Origin of the sequence: Chryseobacterium sp. JJR-5R, from assembly GCF_034047335.1 — a bacterium.
In the GTDB taxonomy this organism is placed as follows: Bacteria; Bacteroidota; Bacteroidia; order Flavobacteriales; family Weeksellaceae; genus Chryseobacterium.
Map to the genome: position 1 here is coordinate 74,748 of NZ_CP139137.1, position 14,670 is coordinate 89,417.

The window sequence follows — 14,670 nt, forward strand, 5'->3', positions numbered from 1 at the left end:
ACTAGTATAATGAAGTTCCGCCAGATCCTGTTATTCTCGCACATTGCTGTTGCTGTCTTACTCCTGAGTACTTTGGGAAATGCGTGGGTGCCACCTAATTTTGTAGGCTACCTCAATTTCCTGTCATTGGGATTCCCTTATCTGATTTCTCTTTATCTTATATTTACCTTAATCTGGGTTGTTAGGAAAGAAAAAATAGCCATTGCTTTTTTATTGGGAACTTTCTTGTTTTATAACCCGATCCGCCGCTGGATCAACTTTACGCCGAAAACTGAAAACTTAAAATCCGTCAGAGATATAAAAGTTATTACGTTTAATGTTAAATACGGTGATTTCGGGTGGGAGAAAGTAAAGAAATACATCAGTGATCAGGATGCGGATATTATACTGGTTCAGGAAAAAGATACCAGCCGGGCACTGAGGGACGACATGGTTAAATATCCGTCTGTTATCCTGAAAACCAAGCACAAGATCATAAGGCAGGAAGAACTGATTACCGACAAATCCCGCGGAAATTCATTTTACGCAGATGTTGATATCAATGGTAAGATTATTCGGATCATTAATGTATATCTTGAGCCTTTCAGGCTGCAGAAATCAATGTTTAAACTTGACGGTGCAGGAAAAGAGGGAGGCAAAATCAATACGCTTCTTTCTCATATGACACCTACCTTTAAAGCACATGAAGACCAGATCAAAAAAATAAGGAAGGCTGTAGACCTGTCCCCGTATCCGGTGATCTTAGCGGGCGACTTCAATTCAGTACCGAATTCCTATGAATATTATAACCTGGGCAAAGACCTCCAGGATGCCTTTCTGGTGGCCGGAAACGGTAGTTCTTCCAGCTTCCATGATTATAAGGTTCCGCTCAGGATTGATTATATCTTCAGCTCAAAATCAATTATTCCGTTAAGCTATAAAGTTGATAATTCCGTTAAGTTATCAGACCATTATCCTGTAATTGCAGAATTTCTTTTAAATTAGTCTCATGAAAAATTTATTTTTTGCAGCATTTATTTTTTCAGTTGCGGCGGTTTCATGTTCTAAAAAAGAACCGGTAGACCTTTATCCTGCAGACAGCCCGAAACCGGCCTATGATACGGCTGCCGTAGATTCTTTTTCCAATGGTGCCACTTCGGTGGATATCGTGCGACAGATCAGGATGTCTTCACAAAAATACCAAGACTCTGTAAAAGAAGCGGTAAAACTTCAGGAACAGGAGAATAAGATGAAAGAAGAGCTTGAAAAAGAAAGCAGAAAGAAAGCGGATGAAGAGAAGAAGAAAGCAGATGCTGAAAAAGTAAAGAAACCATCTGAGGCACCTGCTGCAAATGAGCCTAAAACAGAGTAGCCATAACTTATACAATTACATTTTAAAATTATAAATACGTATGAAAAAAAACATTTTATCAGCATTGATCGTTGCAGTAGCAATTGTATCATGCACAAAATCAAGCACAACGGAAAAAGTGGAAAATCCGGATGGATCCGTAACGACTACGACTACAGTTTCTGAGAATACATTAGGTATTGACACGGCAAAGATCAACCAGACCAAAGAAAATGCAGATGCTAAAATTGATGAAGCCGACAGGAAAATAGACCGTGTTGCAGAGAATGCGAAAGATAAGATTGACGCTACGGCAGATAAAACCAAAGCAGACCTGCATAAGGCCGGACAGGATATAAAGCAGAGTGCTAAAGAAGTGGGTAATGATGTAAAGGATGCTGCTGCAAAAGGAGCTTCCAAAGTAGAAGAAGGAGCAAAAAAGCTGAAAGAGGATTTAAGCCGATAAATAAAAAAAACCGCAGACTCAAACCATCTGCGGTTTTTTTATTTTATTTATTCAGTTCCAGCAAAGGATCTATATATTCCCTGTCGTTGCTTAAGCGGGGCACTTTATTCTGTCCGCCGAGCTTGCCCTTGGCTTCCAGCCACCGGTAAAATAAATTTTCTTTCGCAATATGGACAATAGGCCTCTTCAGTGTTATGTTATTGTACCGTTTTGCTTCGTAATCCGAATTGATGGACTTAAGATGGTTGTCGAATACATCAACAAACAATTCCAGGTTATCCGGCTCTTTACAGAACTCAAAAATCCATTCGTGGGCACCGCCTTCATTATCTTTCATAAAAATGGGAGCGCCAGTAAAGTCAGAAACCGATGCTTTTGTCTCTTCACAGGCTTTTGTAAGTGCCGATTCTACATTGGTAATCATCAGTTCTTCCCCGAAAGCATTGATATAATGTTTCGTCCTCCCGGTAATCTTTATCCTGAAAGGGTTTACTGAAGTAAATACAACGGTATCACCGATCAGGTACCTCCATAACCCGCCGTTGGTGGTAATAACCATGGCGTAATTTTTTCCGGTTTCCACGTCTTCCAGATTGACTACTTTCGGATCAGACAGGTGGAACTGGTCCATCGGAATAAACTCGTAAAAGATCCCGTAATCCAGCATCAGCAGCATTTCATCACTGTCAGACCGGTCCTGGATCCCGAAAAAGCCTTCAGAAGCATTATAGATTTCATAATAATTGATCGGTTTTCCGATGATCTGCCTGTACTGTTCCCTGTAAGGCTTAAAACTGATCCCGCCGTGAAAAAATACCTCAAGATTCGGCCACAGCTCAGCGATATTGCTGATGTCGGTTTCCTGAATTACCCGCTGCAGCAGGACCATCATCCAGCTGGGAACACCCAGGATGCTTCCTACATCTTCATTCTTCACTTCAGAGATAATTGCTTTCAGCTTGCTTTCCCATTCTCCCATCAGGGAAACCTTTTTGCTGGGCGTAGTAGTTACTTCTACCCAGAACGGCAGGTTATCTATGAGAATAGCCGAAAGGTCGCCGAATTTGGTGTTGAAATCGGCATACAGTTCGGAGCTTCCTCCCAGACGCAAGTTTTTATAGTTGAAAAGCTGGTTTTCCGGGTGGTTATTCGCATAGATGGAAACCATGTCTTTTCCGGCTTTCATGTGACAGTATTCCAGGCTTTCCGTAGAAATCGGGATAAACTTGCTTTTTGCGTTAGTAGTTCCGGAAGATTTGGCAAAATGCTTTATGTAGCCAGGCCAGCTTACATCTTTCTGCCCCTGCCTTGCTTTTTCAATATAGGGCTCCATTTCCTCATACGTGACTACGGGAACCTTATTTTTAAAGTCCTGATAGCTTGAAATAGAATTGAACCCGTATTTCCTGCCGTATTCCGTGTCTTCTGCATGAAAAAGCTGAGAGAACAGGATGCCTTTCTGTGTCTCGATGGGATGATCCATAAAATTCTGGATCTGGTCGATCCGTTGGCGGATAAACCAGTTAACCACAGTATTGAAAAGTGCTTTCGTTGCCATTTCAACAAATATAATACTATTTGATTTTTTATAGGATTTTTATCGCAAAAAAATAAAAAAACCGTTACATTTTTTGTAACGGTTCCCTATTTAAGATTGATAATTTCCTAGCAATATTCATCATAGGCAGCCTGAAGGTTTGCTGCAATGGCACCTGCAGGATTTCCTTCGATGTGGTGTCTTTCCAGCATATGAACCAGTTCCCCGTCCTTGAAAAGCGCTACGCAAGGTGAGCTTGGAGGGAATGGTGCCAGGTGTTTTCTGGCTTCAGATACAGCTTCAGTATCAAAACCTGCAAAAACAGTAGTTAAATGATCCGGCTTTTTATCTCCAGTCAAAGAGTATACTACACCCGGTCTTGCCGCGCCTGCAGCACATCCGCATACGGAATTGATGACCAAAAGGGTAGTTCCGGACTGTTTGATGGCCTCTTCTACCTGAGCCGGGTTTGTAAGGTCTTCAAAACCTTTATCTGTAAGTTCAGCCTTCATAGGCATTACTAAATCTGTTGGATACATATTTTTATTTTTAATAATTCACAAATTTACGCATTTCTTTACTTTTCATCAATATATAAAAACTATCGGTGTCTTTGTTAAATGAAATGGATTAAATGCAGATATAATATTTATAATCAATTTTGTATGAATTAAATTTATTAATATTTAAAAATAATTACTAAATTTGAAATGATTCTGAAGACAAAATACTATGAAAAAACATTTACATTTATCCCTCAGTATGTTACATGACCCTGAATCCCTCTTGAAATAGCCAGGCCATGAGTAATCAGTAATCTAAAACAGAATCCCGCAACTGAAAGTTGCGGGATTCTTAATCAAATCGATATGCAATGGTTGGATATCCTCAGTTATGGAAACAGGATAAATTTCTTATTATGAAAGCAGTTTCTTCGCCATTTCGGAAATGCTTTTGCCATCTGATTTTCCGGCCAGGGATTTTGATGCTATTCCCATCACCTTGCCTAAATCTTTTACAGATTCGGCTCCGGTTTCAGCAATAATAGCCTTAATTTCTGCTTCCAGCTCTTCTGAAGAAAGCTGTTTAGGCAGAAACTGCTCAATAATTTTCATCTGTGCATCTTCCACTTCTGCAAGGTCAGTTCTTCCCTGTGCCGTAAACTGATCGTAAGAATCTTTACGCTGTTTCACCATCCGCTGTAAAATGGCAATTTCCTGCTCTGCTGTTACTTCCGTGTCCCTTGCTTCGGTCTTAAGCAGCAAAATCTGGGATTTTACGGCACGCAGGGAATCCAGGGCAACTCTGTCTTTAGCCCTCATCGCCGTTTTTATTGCTTCGCTTATGGTATTTTCTAAACTCATGGTTTTATCTTTAAGCTTGAGGCAATAAGCGGTAAGCTTAATAATTCTAATCCGGCCGGAAAAGTCTGATGCTTACTGCTTATTGCTTACAGCAATTTAATCTAATCTACGTCTTTATTTAAAAATCTGTTTTCCCTGATCTGTATTGACCCGTTGTTATCAGACAGATAAGTATTGATGTTCTGGTCTGATGCATTGTTGTCGTCAATAGAAATATTTTTTCTTTTAAAGGCAGGAACCGATTCAAATTCGCTTGAACTGTCAAAACTCTGATATCTCGAATTGAATTCTTTCAATTTATTTCTCCGCTCTATGATTCTTTCCTGATCTACTGTTTTATTCACAAAAGTGAATGCCGTTTCATCAGTTTGATGAACCTCTGCCTCTCTGCTGTTTGCTGTTATTTCAGGCTCTTCTGCAGGTTCTTCTTTTAAATGCTGAAAGAAATGCTCTACTTTCTGTAGAGGTTCTTCCGTGAGCTGGTTCACCTGGTGAGAAGCGAACTCCGCTTTTGGCTGTCCGGAATCATTCTTAGGCTCTTTTTTTACCGGTTCATTCACAAAGAAATTGAACTCGACAGGTTTTTCCTGAGCATAGGTATTACCAAACGGGCTGTTGGAATGAGGTTCTTCCTTTTTGTCATCAAAGTCAAATCTGAAGGACTGGGTTTCCAGGTCATTCGGGTCATCGCTTTCATCATCTGAAGAAGTAAACAGGCTGTAAGACTCTTCCCGGTCTTCCTCCTCATTTCTCCAGCTTTTGGTAAAACTTTCCGGTGCATCATCTTCATGATCAAGGAATCTGCTTTCAGGTCTTTTGGGTTCTTCCTCAATCATCATTTTTTTTTCAGCAGAAGAAGAACCGAACAGAGGCGTATCATTATCCTCGTCATCTAACCTGAAAAGGTTTTTCCCGCCGAAATCATGATTGCGTACGGAGTTCGACTCTCTTTGATCCCTTGTTTTAAAAGGTGATTCTTTATGGCTGTCAAATGTATCATTCAGGCTGATCTTGATTTTCTCGGTAGGTCCGGAAAACTTTTTATTGTCATTGGAAAAACCAGTGGCAATAACCAGTACGCTTACAGAATCTCCCAGTTCCTCATCAGCACCTACCCCGAAAATAATATCTGCCGTGTTTCCGGCTTCTTTCTGGATATGGTCCATGATTACACCGATTTCGTCCATCGTTACCTCTTCGGCACCGCTTCTGATCAGCAACAGTACATTTTTGGCACCGATAATCTTGTTGTCATTCAACAATGGGGAATCAAGTGCTTTGCGTACCGCTTCCGCTGCTTTATTTTCACCAGAAGCCACACCTGTAGACATCAATGCCGTGCCTGAATTCTGAAGTACGGATTTGGCATCTCTAAAGTCAATGTTTACATCGAAGTATCCGGTAATTACTTCCGCCATTCCTTTGGCAGCGTTGGTCAATACTTCATCGGCTTTTGAAAATCCCTGTTTAAAGCCGAGATTTCCAAATTGCTGTCTGAGCTTATCATTGTTGATCACGATTAATGAATCAACGTTGTTTCTTAATTTGTCAAGCCCGTTTTCAGCCTGCTCAAGCCTTCTTTTGCCTTCAAAGCTGAAAGGAACCGTTACGATACCCACAGTAAGGATCCCCATGTCTTTTGCCACTTTGGCAATAACAGGTGCTGCCCCGGTTCCCGTACCACCGCCCATTCCGGCTGTAATGAAAACCATTTTGGTATTCTGGCCCATGGCCGCTTTGATCTCTTCGATGCTTTCTATGGCTGATTTTTCACCGACTTCCGGATCTGCACCGGCACCAAGGCCCTCCGTAATGGTAGTTCCCAGCTGTACTTTATTGGACACCGGATTATTATCCAGCGTCTGGGCGTCCGTATTGCAGATGACGAAATCCACCCCGTGGATCCCTTTTTCGTACATGTGCTTCAGCGCGTTATTTCCACCGCCTCCGACACCGATTACTTTTATGATTGATGAGTTTCCTTTTGGCAAATCAAATGAAAACCCCTGTGTCCCTAAATTTTCCATAACTATATTTTTTTATAATTATAATGATAACTGACTGATGATATACGATAAGGAAAAATCATACGCCATTTATCATTCATCATTTATAATTTACTCTACTTCTTCAAAGAATTTTTTTACTTTTTCCATCAGCGACTGGCCGAAAGTCAGTTTTGCCGCTCTTTTTTCCCGCTGCTCACTTATCGGATCATGTTGCATAACGGGCTCAGCCTGTTCTAAAGCCTGCTGCAGCAATATTCCGTCCGTAACTGTTTCGTTTTCAGATTCAGATGAAGCCTCTTGCTGTTCCTCAACAGTTTCCTGAAGCTCTGCATTCTGCTTCTTATCCCTGATCTTCAAACTCTCCATTAACAGTCCGATGGATGTGGCATATTCCGGGCCTTTAAGATACTGATTTTTATCGTTAGCAATATACTCATTTGCAAAACCTATTCTGCTGTCAAAACCTGTGGTATAATTGGCCAGCTGTCTGAGGTGTTTCAGGTTGGAACCACCGCCTGTCAGGACGATGCCGGCAATCAGTTTTTTCTTCTGTTCGAACGCGCCGTAGGCTTTAAGTTCCGTATTCACCATTTCCAGGATTTCCTCTACCCTGGCATTGATGATCTGGGCTAGGGTTTTAAGGGAAATTTCTTTATCCGGCCTTCCGTGAAGCCCGGGAATGGTTACGTAAGTACTGTCTTTTTCCAGTTCAGGAACTGCAGAACCGAATTTAACCTTCAGCTGTTCTGCATGTTTCTCAATAATGGAGCATCCTTCTTTGATGTCTTCCGTAATGATTCCGCCTCCGTAAGGGATAACACAGGTATGACGGATAATATTGTCTTTAAAGATGGCAATATCCGTGGTTCCGCCACCGATATCCACAATGGCTACACCTGCTTCTTTTTCTTCTTTGGTAAGGACCGCTTCTGATGAAGCCAAGGGCTCCAGGGTAAGGGCTTCCATTTCCAGGCCTGCTTCACGGACACATCTTGCAATATTCCGGATGCTGCCCATCTGGCCTACCACCACGTGGAAATTGGCTTCCAGACGTTTTCCGTGCATGCCTACCGGTTCCTGGATTTCGCCTTCGGAATCTACTTTATACTCCTGGGGGAGAACATGGATGATCTCCTCGCCGGGGAGCATTACCAATTTTTTTACCTGATCTTTTAATGCTTCAATATCATCATCTGTGATGAACTTGTCCGGATGTTCACGCATAATATAATCGGAGTGCTGCAGGGAACGGATGTGTTTTCCTGCAATCCCTACCGTTACTTTACGGATCGGGACTCCTGCGCTGGTCTGTGCTTCAGACACAGCCGCTTTGATTGAATTAATGGTCTGCGAAATGTTATTCACAATACCTTTGTGAACACCAAGACTCTTAGCCTTCCCGACACCGAGAACTTCTATCTTCCCGTGTGCATTCCTCCTTCCGACAATGGCGACAATTTTCGTCGTCCCGATGTCCAGACCTACTGAATACTCTTGATTTTCCATTGTTTATACCGATTTGATTTTTTATTTTTTTAAGATGCAACAGGTTATTATCCTAATTGTTTGTTACACACTTTTATTATTCAATTTTGACTTTTGCTTTTCTTTTCGGTTTTTCAACCGGTGTTTTTTTCTCTGCCTTTTTGACTTTTTTTGGCTGTACCGGGATTTTTGCTTTTTTTGCAGCAGCAACCGGTTTTTTAACCTGTTTTTTGACTTCAGCTACTTTCGGCTTATCTTCAGCTTTTTTAACCGTGGTAACCGGATTTTTTGCCAGTTCCTTATTTCCTGCTTTTAAAATACTGTCATTGTCTTTGAAATAAGGATTCAGGGTAGTAACAATCTGGTTCTGATACTTCACGGATACCATGTTGTATTTTTCAGGATCCTGGAAGACCAGGTATTTTTCCACGAATGTTTTAAACCCTTTTACTTTAAATTCAATATTGTTTAAGTCTCCTATTTCTACTTTATAATTTCCTTCGCTGGTCAGAAGGTTATAATTGCCGTTGTCTTTTGAAATCCCGATGAAATATTTTTTGCTGAAATCATCTTTGTCAATTTTTTCCACCAGTTCGGCTACTTTTTCATATTCATCTTTTTTTACATTTCCAGTTACCAGCATGCATGGATGAGAATATGTTTTTGAAATGGGGAATTCTGTTCCTTTCCCATCTACATAAAAATCCCTGCCGTTTGTATTTAACCTGAAAACAGGAACTCTCTGTATGATATCGAGGTTCAGTCTGCCGTTGAGGTTTAAGTAGACATTGGCACTGTCAACAGCCGGAAGCGCATTGATCTTCTTCTCAAGTGCCGGAATATCCAGCTCCCCGACTTTTCCTGAAGGGTTTTCCTTTTTTACAATTTCCCGGATATCTTTCTCATCGATAAAATATACCGATGCTTTCTCGCTCATTTTTACAGAAATTTTATCGTCCGTAATCTTCTGGCCGCTGAATTTCTTCAGGGAGAAGCTCAGCAGGAACCCGAGGAGGATCACGGTGACGGCAATTTTTAATATTCTGTATTTATTCTTCATTATTTTAAGATGACCGTTTCAGATGCCTGGAACGGGTTTAAAATTTATTGATTTTTACTAATTTCCATCCATTCACAGATAGGGTCGTACAGGGTATCTATATTTCCTGCGCCTATGGTGAGAATGATGTCAAACTCTTTTTCTTTTATTTTACTGAAAGCATCCTGTAATGGTGATACTTCCTTTTTATCCAGTGTTATTTTTTCTGATAACCATTTTGATGTAATTTCCGGGTAATTTTCCTGCAATTCGCGCGCGGGATAAATATCCAGAAGGATCAGTTCATCTGCCTGACTTAAACTTTCTGCAAATCCGTCTGCAAAATCCTTTGTCCTGCTGAACAGGTGCGGCTGGAAAATTACCAGTAACTCCTTTTCAGGATAAAAAGTCCTGATTGAGCTTATTACTGCATTAATCTCCGTAGGATGATGCGCATAATCATCGATATATATTTTACCGTTTTTGCAGCTGTGTTTTGTATATCTCCTTTTAATTCCTTTAAAACCGGCAATGGCTTTTTTCAGCACTTCAAAACCCACTCCCAGGTTATGAAGGATAGCCAGGGCTACCGTTGCATTTTCCACATTATGGATTCCGGGGGTTTCCCATACAAAATCTTTTACCGTTTCTTCAGGGGTGTGAAAATCAAAAAAAATCTTATCATTCTCCATCCGAAGACGGTCCGAAAAATAATCGGCTTCTTCATTCACGGCATAGGTTACGTGAGGCCTCCCGATATCGATTCCTTTTCTTACAAAAAGCTGCCGGTCATCAGGAACCAAAGCCGCAAATTGCCTGAAACCTTCTTCAATGGTATTTTTATCGCCGTAAATGTCCAGATGGTCAGCGTCCGTTGAAGTGATCACCGCCCAGTCCGGAGACAGATTCAGGAAACTCCGGTCGTATTCATCCGCTTCTACTACAGCATATTCTGAGCCGTTGTACAGGAAATTCGATTTAAAATTCTCAGAAATTCCCCCTAAAAAGCAGGAAAAAGAAAGATCTGCTTCCCTGCATAAGTGGGAAACCAAAGTGGAAGTGGTGGTTTTGCCATGCGTTCCGGCAACAGCAATACAGTCTGTGCTTTCTGTAATAAGGCCCAACACTTTTGCACGCTTTAGTACTTTGAACTGATTTTCAGTGAAATAGTCCAGGATTCCCAGCTGTTTAATGGCAGGCGTATAGATCACCAATGTGTTTTTCTGATGAAGGGACGTGATGTTCTTATCAATAGCATCTTCAAAAACAATATCAATTCCTTCGTTCATTAAAACCTGGGTAAGTTTGGTATTGGTTTTGTCATAACCTGAAACTTTTTTGCCCGAAGCATGGAAGTAGCGTGCCAAAGCACTCATCCCGATACCTCCGATTCCAATGAAGTAAAAATTCTGATATGTTTCTAAATTATTCATTACTTATTTAAAAAATTTAAAGATTAAATGATTAAAATTCATTCAAATTATCTTATTATATTACTCTAAAAATTTCATCTACAATCTCTTTTGCAGCGTCCGGCTTGGCAAAATAGGTAAGATTTTCAGACATTTCTTTTCTTATATTTTCATTTTCGCAGATTTCTGACAGCGTATTCCAGAATTCTTCCTGCATTTGCGTGTCTGTTACCATTCTGGCTGCCTTTTTTTCAACCAGGTTCATGGCATTTTTGGTCTGATGGTCTTCCGCTGCAAAGGGAAAAGGAACCAGTATAACCGGTTTCCGTGCTACTGCCAGTTCTGAAATGGCAATGGCCCCCGCTCTGGAAACAATAACATCTGCTGCAGAATAGGCGGTTTCCATATCTTTAATAAACTCCTTCAGCTGAACAGAAGCCGGAAGATCAAGGCCGGAAGACAATTCGCTGTAATCCAGTTTCCCGGTTTGCCAGATCAGCTGATACCCTTTTTCTTTAAGCCTTTCCAGATTTTCCTTCCAGGCATTGTTTAAAGTCCTGGAGCCTAAAGAACCTCCGACTGAAAGAATGGTCAGCTTGTTTTTATTAAGACCCATTTTTTCTTTTGCCTGTGAGGGATCCTGCATTCCTGAAACAATTGCTGAGCGGATCGGGTTGCCCAGAAACTTTATTTTATCAGCCGGAAAGCCTTCTACTTTAGGATAGGCCGTAAAAACGGCTTTTGCTTTTTTGCTTAATATTTTATTGGTGACGCCCGCATAGGCATTCTGCTCCTGGATAAAGATAGGAATTCCCAGTCTGCTTGCTTCATACAGGGCCGGGCCGCTTGCGAAACCGCCGGTTCCCAAGGCAAAATCCGGAGCGAAGCTTTTAATAATCTTTTTGGATTTAGATAAGCTTTTTAAGATTTTAAAAGGCAGACCCAGATTTGACAGCATATTCCCTCTGTTGATTCCTGCGATGTCAATACCTTCAATGGTATAGCCGGCCTGGGGAACTTTCTCCATTTCCATTTTCCCATTGGCCCCGATGAACAAAAACTCAGCATCCGGAAACCTCCTTCTGATTTCGTCTGCAACAGCAATAGCCGGGAAGATATGACCTCCTGTTCCGCCGCCGCTCAATAATACTTTTAGTTTTTTGTTCATGATACCGATTTTAAGCCGTAGGCTGATTTTCAATCAAATCAATAAATTCTACATCAGCCAAAATTTCATTTTTCCCCTCGATGTTTTTTTCCGATATAGCTTTTACAGTGTACATCGCATCATTAAGCTCTATAACTTCGCCGACTTCCAGTTTAAAAGTTTCAAGAAAATTGGCTATATTCTCGCTGGTATCCATAACCACCGGGTTTTCTGAATTTTTATGATCGGTAAAAGTAATTTTTCTTATTTCCATTTTGTTTTGTTTTAAGCGATATCGTTTATTTCTGCAATGCTTTGTTTTTTGCCCATTCCTTCTTCATCATAAATCTGGATCCTTGAGCTGATATTTAAAATAATCCCCAGCTGCAGGTAGGTCACCAGCATGGAAGTTCCTCCGTAACTGATCAGCGGCAGCGGCTGACCGGTAACCGGAATCAGATTGACCGCCACGGCGATATTGACCGAAAGCTGTATGAAAATCATCACACCGAGGCTGAGCACGAGTAATGATCCGAAAAAGGCGGGCATCTTACTGGCGATCATTACAATGCGGATCATCATAATCAGGTACAGGCTCACAAGAAATGCAGCACCGATAACTCCGTATTCCTCAACAATAACTGCAAAAATAAAGTCGGAGGCAGATTGAGGAAGCATCTGTTTTAATGCACTTTTTCCAGGGCCCATTCCGGTAATCCCACCATGTACAATGGCTGCTTTTGCCTGCATTACCTGGTAGTTTTTGGCTTTTATGCTTTCATCATCAACATCAGCCGTTTTTGCTTTGCTTGAGGTAAAGGTTTCGATACGGCTCATCCAGGTATGCACACGGTTTCCGCCGATTAGATTGGTATTCAGGGCAATGGTTAAAAACAGGACAATCGCAACAAATGACGAGGAAATGAACCCTGCAATATATTTCCAGTGTAGCTGTCCCACAATCAGGACAATAACGGAAACCATCAGAATCATTAATGCGGTTGATCCGTTGTCTTTTGCAACCAGTACGAAAACCAACAGGATAGGCCCGAAGATGTACATGATATTTTCAATCGGAAGCCTTTCACGGGTAATTTTCTTTGTCAGATAGCGGCACAGATAAATAATGAGCATCAGGAACGCGAAGGAAGACGGCTGGAATGAAATCGGTGTCCCGGGAATTTTCAGCCACCGTGAAGCACTGGCTCCGTCAATGGTCTGCCCGGTAAACATGGTGATGATCAAGAGGACAATCATCAAGCCGAGCATAATACTGCTGAGCTTGCCGATGTATTCATATTTTACCATCCCGACCACCCTCATAATGGCCAGTCCCAAGACCACAAAGAACATATGCTTGATCACGTGACCGGTGGTGGTCCCGTTATTTACGATATATTCCAGATTTGAACTTGCAGAATAAACAGGGAAGATGGAGAAAATGGAGATCACAAGAATGACCATCCAAAGTACCTTATCGCCCTTCAGGAATTCAAATCTGTTTTCTGTGTCTTGTTCGTTCATATATTTGCTTTCAGCTTTTGGCTACTGGCTTTTAATACCTGTTCTTTAAACTGGCGGCCCCTGTCTTCATAGCTTTTGAATAAATCAAAGCTGGCGCAGCAGGGAGAGAGTAAAACCGTATCTCCTTTTTTAGCTAGGGATCCTGAGATCTTTACGGCTTCTTCCATGCTTGAGGTGTCATATATCAGTTCCTTCTTATTTTTAAAAAAGTCTATAATCTTTTGGTTGTCAATTCCTAAACAGACAATGGCTTTTACTTTCCTTTTGACTAAATCTTCAATTTCGGTATAGTCATTTCCTTTATCCAGGCCTCCGACGATCCAGACGGTAGGCGTTTTCATGCTTTCCAGTGCGTAATAGGCAGCATTAACGTTGGTTGCCTTGCTGTCATTGATGTATTTTACGCCATCGGTTTCAGTAACAAGCTCCAGCCTGTGCTCTACCGCCTGAAAGGTCATTAATGAATTCCTGATGCTTTCATTATTGATTTCCAGTATTTTACCGGCGATGGAAGCTGCCAGGCTGTTGGCTACATTATGGCTGCCGGGAAGTGATAATTCTTCCGCTTTCATGGAAAACCTGTTCTGCATCTGTACAACAATCCGGTCTTCATCCATAAAACCGCCTTCAGACAATTTTTCTTTGGTTGAAAAAGGAATCATTTTCGCTTTTATTTCCAGCTTTTCCAGCAGGTTTTTACTCATTTCATCATCTTTATTGTAAATGAAGAAATTGTCATTTTCCTGGTTTTCCGTAATCCTGAATTTAGCCAAGGCATATTCTTCATAATTGTAGTTGTACTGATCCAGGTGATCTTGGGACAGATTCAGCAATAGAGAAATATAAGGCCTGAAATTCTGGATGTCATCCAGCTGGAAAGAGCTTACTTCCAGCACATAATATTCATGGTGCTCATCAGCCACCTGTTTGGCAAAGCTGTATCCGATATTTCCGCCTAAGCCTACCTTCAGTCCGTCGTTTTTCAGGATATGGTATATAAGTGACGTTGTTGTTGTTTTTCCGTTGCTGCCAGTGATAGCAATGATTTTTGCGTCTGTAAACTCTGAAGCAAACTCAATTTCAGAGGAAAGCCTGATCCCTCTGTCCTGGATTTTGTAGATGATCTCCGCTTTTTTAGGAATTCCCGGACTTTTTACAATCCAGTCGGCGTTTAGGATCTTTTCTTCACTGTGGTTCCCTTCTTCAAACTCAATATCATTATCTGTAAGAAACTGCTTATAGTTATCTTTGATAGCCCCTTGGTCTGAAAGAAAAACTTCCAGGCCCTGTTTTTTGGCCAAATAAGCAGCTCCGCACCCGCTTTCTCCTCCTCCTAAAACAACTATTTTCATATTTA

General features: G+C 41.2%; 14 protein-coding genes. 3 read left to right on the forward strand and 11 right to left on the reverse strand.

All coding sequences use genetic code 11. The annotated features are described in order from the left end of the window. Positions 1 to 9: 9 nt before the first annotated feature. Genes SD427_RS00370 through SD427_RS00380 form a run of 3 tightly spaced genes read left to right on the forward strand, consistent with a single transcriptional unit; the run spans position 10 to position 1,796 of the window. Positions 10 to 984 carry an endonuclease/exonuclease/phosphatase family protein gene (locus SD427_RS00370; protein ID WP_320559357.1) on the forward strand — a complete coding sequence of 325 codons (975 nt, stop codon included), beginning with the start codon at positions 10 to 12 and terminating at the stop codon, positions 982 to 984. 4 nt (positions 985 to 988) lie between these two features. Next, the gene (locus tag SD427_RS00375) at positions 989 to 1,351 is read left to right on the forward strand and encodes a hypothetical protein (RefSeq protein WP_320559358.1); all 363 of its coding nucleotides are present in this window, start codon (positions 989 to 991) and stop codon (positions 1,349 to 1,351) included. 40 nt (positions 1,352 to 1,391) lie between these two features. Next, positions 1,392 to 1,796: a hypothetical protein gene (locus tag SD427_RS00380; RefSeq protein ID WP_320559359.1), complete on the forward strand. Its 405-nt coding sequence runs from the start codon at positions 1,392 to 1,394 to the stop codon at positions 1,794 to 1,796. Between the two features lie 43 nt (positions 1,797 to 1,839). Here SD427_RS00380 and SD427_RS00385 read toward each other — a convergent pair whose 3' ends face one another. The 11 genes from SD427_RS00385 to murD all read right to left on the reverse strand — a co-directional run bounded on the left by SD427_RS00385 (position 1,840) and on the right by murD (position 14,665). Continuing rightward, entirely contained in the window at positions 1,840 to 3,354 is a 1,515-nt protein-coding gene (locus SD427_RS00385) for a GH3 auxin-responsive promoter family protein (RefSeq protein WP_320559360.1), read from the reverse strand. A 107-nt stretch (positions 3,355 to 3,461) separates the two neighbouring features. Then, on the reverse strand, positions 3,462 to 3,872 hold the full coding sequence (locus tag SD427_RS00390) for a BrxA/BrxB family bacilliredoxin (RefSeq protein WP_027387341.1): 411 nt from the start codon (positions 3,870 to 3,872) through the stop codon (positions 3,462 to 3,464). A 378-nt stretch (positions 3,873 to 4,250) separates the two neighbouring features. Then, positions 4,251 to 4,697 carry a GatB/YqeY domain-containing protein gene (locus SD427_RS00395; protein WP_320559361.1) on the reverse strand — a complete coding sequence of 149 codons (447 nt, stop codon included), beginning with the start codon at positions 4,695 to 4,697 and terminating at the stop codon, positions 4,251 to 4,253. Between the two features lie 101 nt (positions 4,698 to 4,798). Further along, complete coding sequence (gene ftsZ, locus SD427_RS00400) at positions 4,799 to 6,724, reverse strand: cell division protein FtsZ (protein WP_320559362.1); 1,926 nt, start codon at positions 6,722 to 6,724, stop codon at positions 4,799 to 4,801. A 90-nt stretch (positions 6,725 to 6,814) separates the two neighbouring features. Continuing rightward, complete coding sequence (gene ftsA / locus SD427_RS00405; RefSeq protein ID WP_320559363.1) at positions 6,815 to 8,212, reverse strand: cell division protein FtsA; 1,398 nt, start codon at positions 8,210 to 8,212, stop codon at positions 6,815 to 6,817. 76 nt (positions 8,213 to 8,288) lie between these two features. Next, a complete protein-coding gene (locus SD427_RS00410) occupies positions 8,289 to 9,251 on the reverse strand; it encodes a cell division protein FtsQ (protein WP_320559364.1) in 963 nt (320 codons plus the stop codon). A 44-nt stretch (positions 9,252 to 9,295) separates the two neighbouring features. Then, complete coding sequence (gene murC / locus SD427_RS00415) at positions 9,296 to 10,663, reverse strand: UDP-N-acetylmuramate--L-alanine ligase (protein ID WP_320559365.1); 1,368 nt, start codon at positions 10,661 to 10,663, stop codon at positions 9,296 to 9,298. A 55-nt stretch (positions 10,664 to 10,718) separates the two neighbouring features. Then, a complete protein-coding gene (murG, locus tag SD427_RS00420) occupies positions 10,719 to 11,810 on the reverse strand; it encodes an undecaprenyldiphospho-muramoylpentapeptide beta-N-acetylglucosaminyltransferase (RefSeq protein ID WP_320559366.1) in 1,092 nt (363 codons plus the stop codon). A 10-nt stretch (positions 11,811 to 11,820) separates the two neighbouring features. Then, positions 11,821 to 12,063, reverse strand: a complete 243-nt coding sequence (locus SD427_RS00425; protein ID WP_320559367.1) for a hypothetical protein — start codon at positions 12,061 to 12,063, stop codon at positions 11,821 to 11,823. Between the two features lie 11 nt (positions 12,064 to 12,074). Further along, a complete protein-coding gene (locus tag SD427_RS00430) occupies positions 12,075 to 13,313 on the reverse strand; it encodes an FtsW/RodA/SpoVE family cell cycle protein (RefSeq protein WP_320559368.1) in 1,239 nt (412 codons plus the stop codon). Beyond that, positions 13,310 to 14,665 (reverse strand): UDP-N-acetylmuramoyl-L-alanine--D-glutamate ligase, encoded by a 1,356-nt coding sequence (murD, locus tag SD427_RS00435; RefSeq protein WP_320559369.1) that lies wholly within the window; start codon positions 14,663 to 14,665, stop codon positions 13,310 to 13,312. The genes SD427_RS00430 and murD overlap by 4 nt, the downstream gene beginning before the upstream one ends. Positions 14,666 to 14,670 lie beyond the last annotated feature (5 nt).